The organism is Bradyrhizobium sp. MOS003, assembly GCF_003020125.1.
GTDB lineage: Bacteria > Pseudomonadota > Alphaproteobacteria > Rhizobiales > Xanthobacteraceae > Bradyrhizobium.
The window spans coordinates 101,942-116,254 of sequence record NZ_PYFW01000002.1; the positions used below are offsets into that span (position 1 = coordinate 101,942).

The 14,313-nt window shown below is 64.2% G+C and carries 16 protein-coding genes and 1 tRNA gene; 7 read left to right on the forward strand and 10 right to left on the reverse strand.

Annotated features, from left to right (window positions below):
- Window positions 1-651: 651 nt before the first annotated feature.
- Together C7G42_RS10840 and C7G42_RS10845 are read right to left on the reverse strand one after the other, a co-directional pair.
- A tRNA-Glu gene (locus C7G42_RS10840) sits at window positions 652-726 on the reverse strand.
- Window positions 727-783: 57 nt separating this feature from the next.
- Window positions 784-1,128 carry a hypothetical protein gene (locus C7G42_RS10845; protein WP_106949005.1) on the reverse strand — a complete coding sequence of 115 codons (345 nt, stop codon included), beginning with the start codon at window positions 1,126-1,128 and terminating at the stop codon, window positions 784-786.
- On the opposite strand from C7G42_RS10845, the gene C7G42_RS10850 reads away from it, so the two are divergent.
- The 3 genes from C7G42_RS10850 to C7G42_RS10860 all read left to right on the forward strand — a co-directional run bounded on the left by C7G42_RS10850 (window position 1,019) and on the right by C7G42_RS10860 (window position 3,794).
- Window positions 1,019-2,149, forward strand: a complete 1,131-nt coding sequence (locus C7G42_RS10850; RefSeq protein ID WP_502694206.1) for an RluA family pseudouridine synthase — start codon at window positions 1,019-1,021, stop codon at window positions 2,147-2,149. The two genes, C7G42_RS10845 and C7G42_RS10850, sit on opposite strands and share 110 nt — an antisense overlap.
- Before the next feature lie 219 nt (window positions 2,150-2,368).
- Window positions 2,369-3,268, forward strand: a complete 900-nt coding sequence (rpoH, locus tag C7G42_RS10855; protein WP_106949007.1) for an RNA polymerase sigma factor RpoH — start codon at window positions 2,369-2,371, stop codon at window positions 3,266-3,268.
- Between the two features lie 184 nt (window positions 3,269-3,452).
- A complete protein-coding gene (locus tag C7G42_RS10860; protein WP_106949008.1) occupies window positions 3,453-3,794 on the forward strand; it encodes a hypothetical protein in 342 nt (113 codons plus the stop codon).
- A 9-nt stretch (window positions 3,795-3,803) separates the two neighbouring features.
- On the opposite strand, the gene C7G42_RS10865 is transcribed toward C7G42_RS10860, so the two are convergent.
- The 4 genes from C7G42_RS10865 to C7G42_RS10880 all read right to left on the reverse strand — a co-directional run bounded on the left by C7G42_RS10865 (window position 3,804) and on the right by C7G42_RS10880 (window position 7,320).
- Entirely contained in the window at window positions 3,804-4,430 is a 627-nt protein-coding gene (locus tag C7G42_RS10865; RefSeq protein WP_106949009.1) for a peptidoglycan recognition protein family protein, read from the reverse strand.
- Window positions 4,431-4,463: 33 nt separating this feature from the next.
- On the reverse strand, window positions 4,464-5,675 hold the full coding sequence (locus C7G42_RS10870) for a GGDEF domain-containing protein (RefSeq protein ID WP_199580906.1): 1,212 nt from the start codon (window positions 5,673-5,675) through the stop codon (window positions 4,464-4,466).
- Window positions 5,676-6,267: 592 nt separating this feature from the next.
- Window positions 6,268-6,879 (reverse strand): LysE family translocator, encoded by a 612-nt coding sequence (locus tag C7G42_RS10875; protein WP_106949011.1) that lies wholly within the window; start codon window positions 6,877-6,879, stop codon window positions 6,268-6,270.
- Between the two features lie 36 nt (window positions 6,880-6,915).
- Entirely contained in the window at window positions 6,916-7,320 is a 405-nt protein-coding gene (locus C7G42_RS10880) for a response regulator (protein ID WP_106949012.1), read from the reverse strand.
- 120 nt (window positions 7,321-7,440) lie between these two features.
- Here C7G42_RS10880 and C7G42_RS10885 point away from each other — a divergent pair, with 120 nt between their 5' ends.
- Entirely contained in the window at window positions 7,441-8,271 is an 831-nt protein-coding gene (locus C7G42_RS10885; protein WP_106949013.1) for an SDR family NAD(P)-dependent oxidoreductase, read from the forward strand.
- Between the two features lie 121 nt (window positions 8,272-8,392).
- Here C7G42_RS10885 and C7G42_RS10890 read toward each other — a convergent pair whose 3' ends face one another.
- Window positions 8,393-9,199, reverse strand: a complete 807-nt coding sequence (locus C7G42_RS10890; RefSeq protein ID WP_106949014.1) for a lytic murein transglycosylase — start codon at window positions 9,197-9,199, stop codon at window positions 8,393-8,395.
- Between the two features lie 158 nt (window positions 9,200-9,357).
- On the opposite strand from C7G42_RS10890, the gene C7G42_RS10895 reads away from it, so the two are divergent.
- From C7G42_RS10895 to C7G42_RS10905, 3 genes are all read left to right on the forward strand, one after another.
- Window positions 9,358-9,888 carry a hypothetical protein gene (locus tag C7G42_RS10895; RefSeq protein WP_106949015.1) on the forward strand — a complete coding sequence of 177 codons (531 nt, stop codon included), beginning with the start codon at window positions 9,358-9,360 and terminating at the stop codon, window positions 9,886-9,888.
- Between the two features lie 202 nt (window positions 9,889-10,090).
- Complete coding sequence (locus C7G42_RS10900; protein WP_245427642.1) at window positions 10,091-10,450, forward strand: hypothetical protein; 360 nt, start codon at window positions 10,091-10,093, stop codon at window positions 10,448-10,450.
- A gap of 465 nt (window positions 10,451-10,915) precedes the next feature.
- A complete protein-coding gene (locus tag C7G42_RS10905) occupies window positions 10,916-11,152 on the forward strand; it encodes a hypothetical protein (RefSeq protein ID WP_106949017.1) in 237 nt (78 codons plus the stop codon).
- An 18-nt stretch (window positions 11,153-11,170) separates the two neighbouring features.
- Here the strand turns inward: C7G42_RS10905 and C7G42_RS10910 are convergent, their stop codons facing one another.
- From C7G42_RS10910 to rpoD, 3 genes are all read right to left on the reverse strand, one after another.
- Complete coding sequence (locus C7G42_RS10910) at window positions 11,171-11,545, reverse strand: thiol-disulfide oxidoreductase DCC family protein (RefSeq protein WP_106949018.1); 375 nt, start codon at window positions 11,543-11,545, stop codon at window positions 11,171-11,173.
- Between the two features lie 2 nt (window positions 11,546-11,547).
- Complete coding sequence (locus tag C7G42_RS34750; RefSeq protein ID WP_147250240.1) at window positions 11,548-11,943, reverse strand: hypothetical protein; 396 nt, start codon at window positions 11,941-11,943, stop codon at window positions 11,548-11,550.
- Window positions 11,944-12,097: 154 nt separating this feature from the next.
- The gene (gene rpoD / locus C7G42_RS10915; RefSeq protein WP_106949019.1) at window positions 12,098-14,257 is read right to left on the reverse strand and encodes an RNA polymerase sigma factor RpoD; all 2,160 of its coding nucleotides are present in this window, start codon (window positions 14,255-14,257) and stop codon (window positions 12,098-12,100) included.
- Window positions 14,258-14,313: the final 56 nt, after the last annotated feature.

The window sequence follows — 14,313 nt, forward strand, 5'->3', positions numbered from 1 at the left end:
CGGTGGCACACCCACTCCTCGCTCAATGGCTGGATCACGACCAGTTCCGGGGCGCGGCTGGCCGCTTCCGCAAGCCGCGCGCGCCGCTTCTCGGACAGTTCGGGCGAGACCCAATGGGTCTCATAGAAGGCTTCGATTTCGGGGTTTCCGCTTCGGTTGAAGCGGAGCGCTCGCCGATCCGGCGTCCGACTGGGTATATGCCGTCGGACTTGGCAGTGCCGGTAATATAGCAAGATTTGACATGATCGCGAGAACGGCCAGAACTTCTGGCGGAAGACGGAGCATCCTTCGTTCTGATCCAGGCGCAGGCCTGGTCGGAACGATTGTTTGAATTGCGGCTGGGGTGTTGTCCTCTTGCGAACCAATCTGCAACGTCGGTGGTGCCGAGCGACGGCAGCTTACCCCGGAGAGTTCCGTGGGCCTTCTTCTCGTCCAATAGCTAACGCTCTTCCCTCTCGGCGACGACACGCCTGCGGCGCGCAAGGTGAGCCGTGTCGCCGACGACCGGCGCTTCGCCGAAGCGGCCTATAAGGTCGCGCTCGCGGGCGGTGTCATGGAACGAGTGGCCTTTCTCGATTCTCGAGACGACACATGGAGCGCCGGCTTTCGCCCGGCTTCATGCGAGATCGTGATACGGGCCTACTTAGTGGCTGGCGCTCCCTAGGGGAATCGAACCCCTGTTTCAGCCTTGAGAGGGCCGCGTCCTAACCGCTAGACGAAGGGAGCGTAAGGGCTAGCCAATAACCTCGAAATTTGTCCGCCGCAAGGACCCCGACGGGCCTTTTACGGCTCATTGGCGAATTTCAGCTTTCCGGCGGGCTTCAGGGTATGGGCGTCGAAGGTGCGGATCTCGATGACGCCGCCGACGTCCAGCGTAACCACGAGGCGGTCGCCGGCGAGGCCGGTGGAGACGATTTTGGCGCCCTTCGGCAGGATGGCGGTGACGTCGCCGGCCGGCTCGGCCGCCCTTCCCTCCGACTTGAAAAGGCGGTAGCCCACCGCGATCAGCACGGCGCAGATCGCCAGCGCCGTGGTCAACCCCGCGATCAGCATCATCCGCCGCACCCGCGCGAACAGCGCGGCCTGCTCGGGGCTCGGTTCGGGAACAGCGGTATCAGACGTCGTCATGGAAAAACTTGATCCTAAGGGTCTTGGCTCTGCGCAGAGGTTGGAGGTTGTCGTCGAAGGCAGCGAGGGCTCGGCCCGGCTCGACCGCGTGCTGGCGGCACACCTCACCGACCTGTCGCGATCGCGGCTGAAAGCCCTGATCCTGGCGGGCGCGGTGAGCCTAAAGGCCGCCGCGATCCGCGACCCCGCTTATCACGTCACATCCGGCGATACGATCACAATCGACGTGCCGGAAGCGGCCCCACCGGAGCCCAAGGGGGAGGATATCGCCCTCGATATCGTGTTCGAGGACGACGACATCGTCGTTCTCAACAAGCCGAAGGGGCTGGTGGTGCATCCCGCGGCCGGCCACGAGACCGGCACGCTGGTGAACGCGCTGATCGCCCATTGCGGCTCCTCGCTGTCGGGCATCGGCGGGGTGCGCCGGCCCGGCATCGTGCACCGGCTCGACAAGGACACCACGGGGCTGATGGTGGTCGCCAAGAACGACCTCGCCCATGCCTCGCTGACCGCCCAATTCGCCGACCACGGCCGCACCGGTGCGATGCGCCGCGGCTACATGGCCTTCGCCTGGGGCGTGCCCGGCCGGCATCGCGGCACCGTCGACGCGCCGATCGACCGCCATCCGCATGCGCGCGAGAAGATGGCGGTGCGCCAAGGCGGCCGCGAGGCGGTGACGCATTGGGAGATCCTGGAGAGCTTCAACGGGCGCGACGGCAAGCCGATCGCGACGCTGCTGGCCTGCGAGCTCGAGACCGGGCGTACCCACCAGATCCGCGTCCACCTCGCCCATATCGGGCACCCCCTGATGGGGGATGCCGTCTATGGCCCGCATTTCAAGACCAAGGCGAACCAGCTCGGCACCGAGGCGCAAGGAGCCCTCGCCGCGCTTGGACGGCAGGCCTTGCATGCTTATCTGCTGGTATTGGAACACCCGAGAAGTGGAGAATTACTCCACTGGGAGGCGCCTCTGCCGGAGGATTTGCTTCTCCTTCAGGGCGCCCTGAAAGCGGCGCTATGACGCAGGAGCTTTAAGAAAAGCGTTACATTACAAAAAGTTATAGCTGCCACACGGGGACGTGACGTCAGCAATCCTTCCCTTTTTGCCCTCCGATGAGGTATATTGCGCCTGCGTTGGAAATGACCAACGTGGAACATCGCAGCTACGGCCGGCTTTAACAAAGCGGTCGTCTGCCTGGCCCGCCGCTATCGGGGGCCTGAACCTTGGAGGGCTCAACATATGGCCCGTACCGCTGCTTTGCCGGTCCTCAATGGGGAATCCGGCCTCTCTCGCTACCTCGCCGAGATCCGCAAGTTCCCGATGCTGGAACCGCAGCAGGAGTACATGCTCGCCAAGCGTTGGCGCGAGCATGACGATCGCGACGCGGCGCATCAACTCGTCACCAGCCATCTCCGTCTCGTGGCCAAGATCGCCATGGGCTATCGCGGCTACGGCCTGCCGATCTCCGAGGTCGTCTCGGAAGGCAATGTCGGCCTGATGCAGGCGGTGAAGCGTTTCGAGCCCGAGAAGGGCTTCCGTCTCGCTACATACGCCATGTGGTGGATCAAGGCGTCGATTCAAGAGTACATCCTGCGTTCCTGGTCGCTCGTGAAGATGGGCACCACTGCGAACCAGAAGAAGCTGTTCTTCAACCTGCGCAAGGCGAAGAGCAAGATCAACGCGCTGGACGAGGGCGATCTGCGCCCCGACCAGGTCAAGATCATTGCCAAGCGCCTCGGCGTCACGGCCCAGGACGTGATCGACATGAACCGCCGCCTCGGTGGCGACGCGTCGCTCAACGCACCGATCCGCGACGACGGCGAAGCCGGCGAATGGCAGGACTGGCTGGTCGACAATTCGCCCAACCAGGAAGCCATGCTGGCCGAGCACGAGGAATATGACGAACGCCGTGACGCGCTGAACGGCGCCATGGGCGTGCTCAACCCGCGCGAACGCCGCATCTTCGAGGCTCGCCGCCTCGCCGATGAGCCGATGACGCTGGAAGACCTCGCTGCCGAGTTCGGCGTGTCGCGCGAGCGCGTCCGCCAGATCGAGGTCCGCGCCTTCGAGAAGGTGCAGTCCGCGGTCAAGGGCACGATCGCAAGGGCCGAACAGGCCGCGCTGGAAGCCGCGCACTGAGCGGGGCGTTTCCGCGGAGAGAAATTGGCGGATCGAAGAAGACAAAAAGCCGGCGGCAACGCCGGCTTTTTTGCGTGTGATGTCCAGCATGTTCGGACAGAGGCGGGCGAGGCATCTTGAACCCGCCCCGCCGGTCAACCGACCACATTAAGAGTGGTCAGCATCAAGCAAACGGGCACTTGCCGTGTCGATCATCCTGCAATCCACCGTCGGCGGCTTCTCCGCCCAGTTCATGCGCAAGCTGCCGCTGGTCGAGCAGGCGATGCGCGAGCATGGGCTGGAGCCGTCGGAGTTCGTGATCTCCAAGGACTATGCGTCGACCGCGACGATCCCGATCATGGGGCCGTTCTTCTTCAGCTACAGCGTGTTCTTCGGCGAGGAGACATTCACCGTCACCGAGCCAAACGACATGGTGTTCCTGGATTACTTCTTCAAACGCGTGCTCGCCGTCGATGATCCACCCGAATTGCCGCAGCGGCCGGGATTGATGCGACGGTTCTTCGGCTGGATGGCGCAGGCGGTTTAACGCCTCCCGTCACTCCCCCCACATCCTCGCCAGCGTCGCGAGCCAGCAGCCTTCGCAATAGCGCGAATCCTTGTAGTCGCTCCAGTTGTGGGCATAGACGTGATCGAGGGGAATGTCGTAGCGCGCGCGCAGCAGCTTCACGAGCACGCGCCACGCCGCGACCTGAGCGTCGGTCGGACCGGTCGTCACATCAGGGTAATTGCCGGCGAACTCGACGCCGATCGAATTGTCGCGCACGACCCGGCGATAGGTCGCGCTGTTGTCGATGTACTTGTTGTCGTTGCGGTTGGCGCCGTCGCCATGGGTCGGCACCAGGTTTTCGGCGACCGCCCAATAGACCGTGCCGTCGGTCTCGACCCACACGGTGACGCCGCGCCGCGTCGGGTTCTTCGACTGCTCCGCCGCGCCGCCGCGCGCCGAGCCCGCCGGCCCCTCGGTCTGGTGCACGATGATGTTGCGCCAGGGTCTCGCGTTGCGGACGTCACCCCAGGGCGCCAGCCAGACGATCTTCAGGCCGGGAATGTCGGGTGTACCGGAGGCGCGTGCGAGCTTTGCGAGCTCGGCATCCCCGGCAGCGGCAGGCGCGATCAGAAAGAAGGCGGCGAGAGCGACCGCGAGCAGGCGAGCAATCATCATACGGGTCCAACGGAGACCCAACCTAGCATGGCCTCAGGCGAAAATGCGCGCGGCCTCGCCCCGTCCGATCGGCTCAGGCGACAGCGGCGGCGAGGGATCATAGACCGCAAAATCGTTCTTGCCGTTCTTCTTGGCGGCATAGAGGGCGTGGTCGGCATTGGCCATCAGGCGATCCGGGAATTCGCCGATGCCGCGATCCCATTGCGCGACGCCGATCGAGATCGCGATCGGGATCTCGCTGCCGGTGCAGGCCTCGGCATCCTGGCGGCAGACCTCGAGCACGCGGCGGGCGATCGTCGCGGCCTCGCGCAAGGACGATGACGGCAGCACGACGCAGAACTCGTCCCCGCCGGTGCGGGCCAGCATGTCGCCGGGCCGCAACCGCGTCTGCGCCATCAGGGTGAAGTGCTGCAGGCAGGCATCGCCGGCGGCATGACCGTGAGTGTCGTTGATGGTCTTGAAGCCGTCGAGATCGATCACCAGCAGCGAGAACGGCGCGCCGCTGCGCTCCGAACGGGCGCATTCCTCGGTCAGGCGCTGCAACAGATGCCGCCGGTTGGCGACGCCGGTGAGATCGTCGAGCAGCGCGAGGTCGGCGACCTCGGCCCGCAGCCGGTCCATCGCCATCAGCAGGAAGCCGAAATTGAGCGTCATCGACAGGAACAGAAGCCCCAGCACCATGACGGCATGGGTCTGGCCGCCGGCCTTTGCCGAGAGATCCTGGCCGAGCAGATTGCCGATGGTGCGGGCCACGAGGATCGCGATGATGGTGAGGATGACGATGCCGGACAGCCGCGCGCCTGGGCTGACGCGCCCTTCCTGCGGCGACAGCAGCAGACGCAGCGCCAGGACCAGCGGCAGGGCCTGACCGAGCGTGTAGCTGAGCATGCGCAGCTGCATGTTCTCGAAGCCGACCATGAAGACCCCGACGCCGGCGAGGCTCAGGCCACCCGTAACCGTCATCAGGCGCCATGAGACGGGACGGCCATAGAAGCGCTGAATGCCCATGGCGGCGAGGCAGCTCGCGGCGATGACGCCGGCCGCGCCGAAGATGAGCGGGAGGGGAGAGGAGACGAACAGTCGGATCAGCGCCGTCATCGCCCCGATCGCGCCGACAAAGGACGACGCCATCCAGAACCGCGCGGCGGCGAATTTCGGATAGGAGCGCGTCACGTAGGCCCAGATTACGCCGAGCGCCAGGAAGTTGACGACGAAGACGGTCCAGAGCGTCGGTATGTTCAGCATGGCGCGTGCGGCATGCGCAGCGTCGCGCTCCCCGTCCCTGGTAGCCGTCTGTCCATGACCCATCCCCGTTTTCTTGCGGGGAGAATGCGGCCGTTGCGCTTAATGGAGTCTCACCGCGATCCGGCAAATCGCGCCTTTGGTTTTGGATTCATGAACGGGGCTCTCCCCGTTGGCGGATCGTTAGGGATGCTGGCGACGACGCAGCCTCGATGCCGCAATGCGGATTCGCGCACCAAAATCACCCGAAAATGCATCTGAGCTGTGGATAACGCGATGACACAGATGTGACAGCGCGGGGCAGCGAGCTGCGAATCTGCTGAGCTTACGCCTGAGGATGTTGCGAGGCTGGCCCTCCGCCGAGCATCCCTCGTGTCGCGTTTCACCATTAACCCTGAAGAGGATCCTATGGCTAAGAAAGCGAAGAAGGCTGTGAAGAAGAAGGCGAAGAAGGCCAAGAAGGCGGCGAAGAAGAAGTAACGAGGCTTCTTTTTCTTTGCCCGGGTGGAGCCTCGCTCCGCCCGGGCGTCGGGTCAGCGTTGAGAGTGTGTGAAGGTGGCGGGCGCGAGGCCCGCTTTTTTATTGGGCGGAGAGCCTACCTCTCCGCGAACGCCAGCTTGGCGCCGAGCGCGGCGAAACCGGCGGCGAAGCTGCGGCGCAGCCAGGCCATGACGCGCGGGCGGGAGATGACATGCTCGCGCACCGAGGCGGCGCAGAGGCCGTAGACGACGAACACCGCAAGGGTCATCGCCATGAAGGCCCCGCTCAATTCCAGCATGCGCGCCAGCACATGGGCTTCGTCCGCGGCGATGAACTGCGGCAGGAAGGCGAGGAAGAAGATCGACAGTTTCGGATTGAGGATGTTGATGAGAAAGCCGGTGACGATGACGCGGCCGACCGAACGCTCGCCGATGTCGCCCTCCACCGCCAGCGCCCCTTGTTCGCGCAGCGCCTGCCAGGACATGTAGAGCAGATAAAGCACCCCGCCCCATTTCAGCGCGGCAAAGGCGAGCGCGCTGGTGTGGAGCACGGCGGCGAGCCCGAGCATGGCCGCCATCATGTGCGGCACGATCCCGAGCGTACAGCCGAAGGCCGCCGCGAGGCTGGCGCGGGAGCCGCGCGTCAGCGCAGCAGCCAGCGTGTAGAGCACGCCGGTGCCGGGGGATGCGACGACGATGAGCGAGGTGAGCAGGAAGGACCAGGACATGGCCGGACCATATCAGCCCACCTCGCGGTGGAAAAGCTAGCTCGGGCGCAACGGGCCGCGAACGCTCACGCCCAGCTGCGCGAGTTCGGCTTCACGCAGCACGTCGAGCGGCGCCCAGGGTTTGGCCCAGAACTTCGCGCCGTCGGGCAAGGGCTGCATCAGCGGACGGCCGGAGGTGACGACGACGTCGAGCCCGGGATTGCGGTGCTTGGCGACATGGGCAAGTTCGACGCCGGTCATGCGCCCCGCGAGCTGGACGTCGGTCATCATCAGGCATAGCGCGCCTGCGCTCTTGTCGAGCACGAGCTCGGCGGCCTCGGCGCTCTCGCACTGAATGACCTGATAGCCGCTTTCTTCCAGCAGCAGGCTCAGCATCTCCCGCTGCATGGCGTCGTCTTCAACGATCAGTGCAGTTGCGCAAAATGGCTGTGCCTGTCCCATGACCGTCTCCAGTTCTTGTTTGTGTAAGGTATGTTAAGGGGCGAATTCGCCTGGGGTTCGGTTCCATTCTGAAAAAATCTAAAGCATAGTTCCACTATCGGGGCTTGACCGGGGACGGACATGACTGCAATTCGCGGCGCTGCCGCCATTACGGGTGCTGCGAGCGGCATCGGCCGCGCACTGGCCCTCGAGCTTGCGCAGCGCGGCTGCGATCTCGCGCTGGCCGATCGCGACGAAGCCGGGTTGAAGACGCTGGCCGCGGAGATCGGGTCGACGTGCAAGGTCAGCATCCACCGCGTCGACGTCGGCGAGCCCGACGACATCGCCCGGTTCGCGAATGAAGCGACCTCCGCGCATCCCGCGCTCGGCATCGTCGTCAACAATGCCGGCGTGGCGCTGATGGGCTCGTTCGAGGAGATCGACCAGGCGCAGATGGACTGGCTGTTCGACATCAATTTCTGGGGCGTGGTGCACGGCACGCGCGCCTTCCTGCCGCATCTGAAGACGAGGAGCGAGGCGCATATCGTCAACCTCTCCTCGATCTTCGGCATCATCGCGCCGCCGGGTCAATCGGCCTATGCGGCGGCGAAATTCGCGGTGCGCGGCTTCTCCGAGAGCGTGCGGCACGAGCTCGCGGTGGCGGGCAGTCCGGTCAGGCTGTCGGTCGTGCATCCCGGCGGCGTCGCCACCGCGATTGCGCGCAACTCGCGCACCGGGGTCGGCGTCACCGACAACGCCCGCCGCGCGCAATCGATCGAGCGGTTCGAGAACGCGGCAAGGACCACGCCGAAGGATGCCGCGCTGCGCATCATCAGGGGTATCGAGAAGAACGAGCCCCGCATCCTGATCGGCAACGACGCCCGCTTCATGGACCTGCTGCAGCGCTTCCGCCCGGCAACGTATTGGGCGCCGCTGCAGCGGCGCCTGGAGAAGATGGCGAAGGGGACGTGATCAACGCGATGGCGTTGCCTCGCGCTCCGCAGTCGTAGGGTGGGCAAAGCGTAGCGTGCCCACGACTTCCAAGAACGTGGGCACGGCGCAAGTGCGCCTTTGCCCCCCTAGATCAGCGCTCTCACTGCCCCGCCAGCCGATCGGCGAAATAGCCGATCGTCTTGCGATACACCACCGCCCTGTTCCACTCGCGCATCGCTTCGAAATTGGCGGTGCCTTCGCCGTAGGGCTGGCCCATCTTGAAGCCGTTGGTGTGGAGCAGATTCGCGGTCGAGGCGAGCACGTCGGGGACGCTGTGGCGGAGGTCAACATGGCCGTCGCCGTCGAAATCGACGCCATACTTGATGTAGGACGACGGCAGGAACTGGGTCTGGCCGATCTCGCCGGCGAAGGCGCCGATCAGGTCGCGCAGCGGCAGATCGCCGCGCTGCACGATCTTCAGCGCGGCGAGCAGCTCGCCCTGGAACAGATCGGTGCGGCGGCAATCATGCGCGAGCGTCGCCAGCGTGCGGACCACCGGCATCTTGCCGATGTCGCCCTTGCCGAAGTCGCTTTCCAGCCCCCAGATCGCGACCAGGATGTAACGGGGCACGCCGAACTGCTGCTCGATGCGCGAGAGCAGCGCGGCGTGGCGTTGCAAGAGCGCGCGGCCGCCATTGATGCGGCCAGGGCCGACGCGGGTCGAGACATACTGCTCGAAGCTCTTGTTGAAGGTGTGGCGCTGGCGCCGGTCGAAGGCGAGCACCGCGGCATCGGGGGTCACGCCGCTGAGCGCGGTGTTGGTCACGCTTGCAGAGACGCCGGCTGCCTGTGCCTCCTGCGCCATGCTGGCGACGAAAGCGTTGAAGTCGCCGCCGCAGCGCGCGGCCTGAGCCGACCCGCCGGCCAGACAAAGCACGGACGCGGCGGCGAGAAGCAGTCTCAGCATGTGGAGCAATCCTATGAGGGAAAATCGTGGCTGCGAAGCAGCGCGCGATCATGCCCGGGAAAGCAGCGAGCGTCAAAGCACCAGACTTGATCCGCATCAAACTGTCTCAGTTCCTGCTTTCTAAACTGAAACGACAGAAGCCGCCCAGGAGCACGCACATGACCGGAATTACCTTGACCACCGAGCAGATCCGCAATGCCCCCGCAGCCGTGCGGCAATGGATCGAGCAGGAGGTGATCAATTCGCTCGGCCTTGCGGCGCCCCGCGCGGCCGTGACCATCCCGCCTCAGGCGTCCCATCTCGTCGCCTGCAGCGTGGAGGACGTCGCCGGCGTGCTTGAGCACATCAGGGGCGTGCTGCCGGCCGTCAACGTGCTGTTCGAGCTCGGCCGTCCCGGCATCAGCTTCGGCCAGCCCGCGGTGATGACCTTCCGCCTGATGGACATCCTGCATCACACCCGCCTGCACGATGTCGGCGAGGCCATCACCTGCCTGGAGATGATCAACCAGGCGCTGGTCGAGGTGAAGAAGGACCCGTCGGTGCGGTTCTGCGGCTTCGACAATGAAGGCCACTGCCTGATCGCGCCGCCGACGCAAGCGAGCATCGCAACGCTCTGGCAGACCATGATGGAGCGTCAGCAGGCAGCGCAGGCGCGCGACGCTGCCGAGCGCGCGGCGCCGGCGGCGTGAGATCTCCCACCGCTCGTCATTCCGGGGCGCGACGAAGTCGCGAGCTATGATGCGCAATTGCGCATCCGAGAATCCATCGGGCGTCAGAGATGGTCGATGAATGGATAGCCCGCGCTTCGCGCGTCCCGGAATGACGGACGAGCGAGCTGGCGTTGTGATATCGTTGCTTGCGCCGCAGCGCCGCGCGCTATGTTGAGCCAACATGAAGCGATCAGCCATGTCCAACTATCAGCGTCCTCGCCGGCCAACGCACTCTCTCCTCCGCATCCCGCTGTTCCGCCTGCTCGCCATCAACCTCGCGATCGGCGCCTGCGCCGCCGCGCTGCTCGTCGGTGGCCTGCTCTGGCTCAACCCCGGGCATCTGCGCGAGCTGATCTTCGCCGACAGCTCGCCCGGCATTGCGCTCACGCTGCTGCTCGCCTCCTTCCTCATCACCTTCGGCTCGGCCGCGATGGGCAGCGCGATCATGGCGCAGGGACGCAACGAGGGCGGCGGCCAGAGCGGCGGACACGGGTCGCGGCTCGCCATGCAGGAGGTGGCGCAGCGCACGCGGCCAAAATGATGCGCATGCCGAGAAGCGTGAGGCCGGTTTACCTATGTCAGCTCGCATCATCTGCACGCAAAAGGGAAGGTGTGCAGGCAGATGCAACTTCCGACACAACACGCCATGCACGTTGCATTGCGAGGCTCGGCAAGATGAACAAATTGATTTGGTGGTCTAAACAATTGCTTCGATGTGAATGGAAACCGCAGGTCGCGGCCAACGCATATCTGATCCGCTCACTGCGACATCGACGCCGCCATGATTTGCTTGCCATCGCAGGGCGGCTTCTATAGTCTTCTATTTTAGGTTGTCGCCCCGCCAGCCCCGGGTGACGCTGAAGACCAAAATAGACGGCGGGCTTCGGCCCGCCGTTTATTGAAGCGAGGGTCTCTCATGCAGCGGATCCGCGGCCACGGCTCCGCGCCGACCCCGGCAACGCGCAAAGTCATTTGACTGCGGCCCGCCAATCGACGACAAGCCGCCATGGCCAAGAAACCCGGAACCAACCCCAAAGGCGAATTCGCCTTCTTCAACGTCTTCTATGAAGACGATTCCCAGCGCTCCAACCGCCGCGTTCCCTCGGAACTGCTCGGCGGCCTCGACGGCGACGAACCCGCCCGCGCCTTCATCATGGAGCAGGACCGCGAGATCGCCGAAAAGAGCGGCAAGCCAATGCTCGAGATCAAGCGGCTCGAGCGGGTCGGGGTGAAGAAGAAGTAGGACGACGCAAGCAGGCGCTCACCAGCGCCCGCTCCACTTGTTCCAGACAAACAGCAGATCGGCAAACCGGTCATAGACAAACCGGGTAAACGGCAGCGCCACGCGATTGCCGAACAGCGCCGCAAGCCACCCCTCCCCCGGCGTCAGCCTCCACAACGCAATCGCGACATCCGCACCGACGATGAGCCGCCCGGCCGCGTCGGTCGCATGCAGGCGACGCCTGATGTCGTCGAGCGAGGCGCCAAAGCGTGCCAGCGCGTCCGGCTGCTCGTTGATGTCCTTGAACTCGACCTTACCCGCCCGCACCAGCGCCAGCAGCTTGTTGCGCTGCCAGTCGATGCCGGCGTCGCAGACGGGACAGCGGGTGTTGTAGTAGATGGTGAGGCGAGGAATTTTCAGTTCACCACCTGCTCAAGTGTGAACGCCCCGCTCGTTGGATCGACGTGAGTCACCGGCATAACGAGGTTTTCTCGAGGATAGCAGTCCGCGATTTTTCGAGTCTGACCTTTTTCATCCTTGGGATTAGCTACGAGCACTCTCACGATGCCATCGCAATTGGCGCGAACCCAAGACAGATCTTCCATAAAGAAACGAAAGCCAGGACCATCAGACCAATCTCCGCGGTCGGGCCTCGAATAAACCATCTCCCCCGCTTTACCTTTGAACTCATCCATCCAAAGCGTCACCACGACAGTTTTGCCGTCTGCCGACCTTCCCGACCAGTTCCAATTCGCGTTGCGCGGCTGAACGCCATAAGTTTGAAATGCCTTCGTATGTGTCATTTTGCTCATCGATACATCCATCCTCGTTGCAACGAACAAGCGACTAGGCTTCACCAAGCTGAGTCCAGCCGTTTGGAGCGATAGATATATAAACGGCGGGCTTTCGGCCCGCCGTTTTCGTTTGGATGGATGCCCGGGTGAGCCCCGAACACTACAATCCGAATTAATTATCCAAGAAGCTCCGCAGCTTCCGCGACCGCGACGGATGCTTCAGCTTCCTCAGCGCCTTCGCTTCGATCTGACGAATACGCTCTCTCGTCACGCTGAACTGCTGGCCGACTTCTTCCAGCGTGTGGTCGGTGTTCATGCCGATGCCGAAGCGCATGCGCAGCACGCGCTCTTCGCGCGGGGTGAGCGAGGCGAGCACGCGCGTGGTGGTTTCGCGCAGGTTGGACTGGATCGCGGCGTCGATCGGCAGGATCGCGTTCTTGTCCTCGATGAAATCGCCGAGGTGTGAATCCTCTTCGTCGCCGACGGGCGTTTCGAGCGACAGCGGCTCCTTGGCGATCTTGAGGACCTTGCGGACCTTCTCCAGCGGCATGCCGAGCTTTTCGGCGAGCTCTTCCGGGGTCGGCTCGCGGCCGATCTCGTTGAGCATCTGGCGGCTCGTGCGCACGATCTTGTTGATCGTCTCGATCATGTGCACGGGGATGCGGATGGTGCGGGCCTGGTCGGCGATCGAACGCGTGATCGCCTGCCGGATCCACCACGTCGCGTAGGTCGAGAACTTGTAGCCGCGGCGGTACTCGAACTTGTCGACCGCCTTCATCAGGCCGATGTTGCCTTCCTGGATCAGGTCGAGGAACTGCAGGCCGCGGTTGGTGTATTTCTTGGCGATCGAGATCACGAGACGGAGGTTGGCTTCCACCATCTCCTTCTTGGCCTGGCGAGCCTCGCGCTCGCCCTTCTGCACGGAATGCACGATCTTGCGGAACTCGATGATCTCGAGGCCGGTCAGCGCCGCGAGCTGATGCACCTCGTGGCGGAGGTCCTTGATCCGGTCCTTCTCGTGATGGACGAAATTCTTCCAGCCCTTGGCCGAAAGCTTCGAGACACGGTTGAGCCAGCGCGGATCGAGCTCCGAGCCGGTGTAGTTGCGCAGAAAATCCTCGCGCGCCACGCCGTGGCTGTCGGCGAGACGCATCAGCCGGCCCTCGTACGAAACGAGGCGCTTGTTGATGTCGTAGAGCTGCTCGACCAGTGAATCGATACGCGCCTGGTTCAGGCGCAGCGACTTCACCTCGACGATGATCTCGTCCTTGAGCTTGCGATACTTGCGCTCCTGGTGCGGCGACAGCGAGGGCCCGTGCGAGGTGCTCTCGAGCTGGTTCTGGATGTCCTGCTCTTGCAGCTTGCGGAGCTTCTTGTAGCTGTCGGCGATCTTGTCGAAGATCTCGACGACCTTCGGCTTGAGCTCGGCCTCGATCGCCGCAAGCGACATCTGGTTCTCGAACTCGTCGTCCTCGTCCATGTCCGCTTCGGCGGCGGACTCGGCCGGATCCTTGGCCTCGCCACCCGGGCTGCTGCCGGGGGCGGGTTGCCCGGCGCGGAACGGGGTCGGCGCCGGCGGCGCGGCGGGCGGGGCGACATGCGCGGGCGCGCCGGTCGCGGCGGCCTGGCCGCCCTCGGCGGGCGCTTCACCGTTCTCGCCGGTGGGACCCGCGATCATCGCATTGTTCATGCCGGCCTTGGCGTCGGGGCCGGCATAGGTGGCTTCGAGATCGATGATGTCGCGGAGGAAGATCTTTCCTTCGTTCAATTCGTCGCGCCAGATGATGATGGCCTGGAAGCTCAGCGGGCTTTCGCACAGACCTGCGATCATCGCCTCGCGGCCGGCTTCGATGCGCTTCGCGATCGCGATTTCGCCTTCGCGGGAGAGCAGCTCGACCGTACCCATCTCGCGCAGATACATGCGCACGGGGTCGTCGGTGCGCTCGCCCGGCTCGCTCTTCTTGACCTCGGTGACGGCCTTCTGCGTGACCTCGACGAGCTCGTTGTCGGTCTCGTCCTCGCCGCCCTCGTCCTTGTCCTCTTCGCCTTCGCTATCGTCGGCTTCGGTGACGTTGATGCCCATGTCCGAGAGCATCGACATGATGTCCTCGATCTGCTCGGGCGAGGTCTGGTCGGACGGCAAAACTTCGTTGAGCTGATCGAAGGTCACGAAGCCGCGCTTCTTGGCCTGCTTGATCATCTTCTTCACTGCCGCGTCGGACAGGTCGAGCAAGGGTGACGGCGCGTCCTGGGAGTCCTTCTCCGGCGCGTCCGCTGCCTTGTCGTCTTTTTCCTTGTCCTTCGCCTGCAGCGTCTTTGCCTTGGTGGCCATCCATTGCTCCTAAACGCGCTTCATGCAGACGGTTGCCACGCCCGCGTGAAATCACT

Bases quoted from the DNA above. Each gene is read 5' to 3' on its own strand.
- C7G42_RS10875 (WP_106949011.1), bottom strand. From the start codon at position 6,879: ATGTCCTGGTCCTTCCTGCTCACCTCGCTCATCGTCGTCGCATCCCCC.
- C7G42_RS10865 (WP_106949009.1), bottom strand. From the start codon at position 4,430: ATGATGATTGCTCGCCTGCTCGCGGTCGCTCTCGCCGCCTTCTTTCTG.
- C7G42_RS10845 (WP_106949005.1), bottom strand. From the start codon at position 1,128: ATGACGACGTCTGATACCGCTGTTCCCGAACCGAGCCCCGAGCAGGCC.
- C7G42_RS10890 (WP_106949014.1), bottom strand. From the start codon at position 9,199: ATGCTGAGACTGCTTCTCGCCGCCGCGTCCGTGCTTTGTCTGGCCGGC.
- C7G42_RS10900 (WP_245427642.1), top strand. From the start codon at position 10,091: ATGAAGCGATCAGCCATGTCCAACTATCAGCGTCCTCGCCGGCCAACG.
- C7G42_RS10870 (WP_199580906.1), bottom strand. From the start codon at position 5,675: ATGCTGAACATACCGACGCTCTGGACCGTCTTCGTCGTCAACTTCCTG.
- rpoH (WP_106949007.1), top strand. From the start codon at position 2,369: ATGGCCCGTACCGCTGCTTTGCCGGTCCTCAATGGGGAATCCGGCCTC.
- C7G42_RS10895 (WP_106949015.1), top strand. From the start codon at position 9,358: ATGACCGGAATTACCTTGACCACCGAGCAGATCCGCAATGCCCCCGCA.
- C7G42_RS10880 (WP_106949012.1), bottom strand. From the start codon at position 7,320: ATGGGACAGGCACAGCCATTTTGCGCAACTGCACTGATCGTTGAAGAC.
- rpoD (WP_106949019.1), bottom strand. From the start codon at position 14,257: ATGGCCACCAAGGCAAAGACGCTGCAGGCGAAGGACAAGGAAAAAGAC.
- C7G42_RS10885 (WP_106949013.1), top strand. From the start codon at position 7,441: ATGACTGCAATTCGCGGCGCTGCCGCCATTACGGGTGCTGCGAGCGGC.
- C7G42_RS10905 (WP_106949017.1), top strand. From the start codon at position 10,916: ATGGCCAAGAAACCCGGAACCAACCCCAAAGGCGAATTCGCCTTCTTC.
- C7G42_RS34750 (WP_147250240.1), bottom strand. From the start codon at position 11,943: ATGAGCAAAATGACACATACGAAGGCATTTCAAACTTATGGCGTTCAG.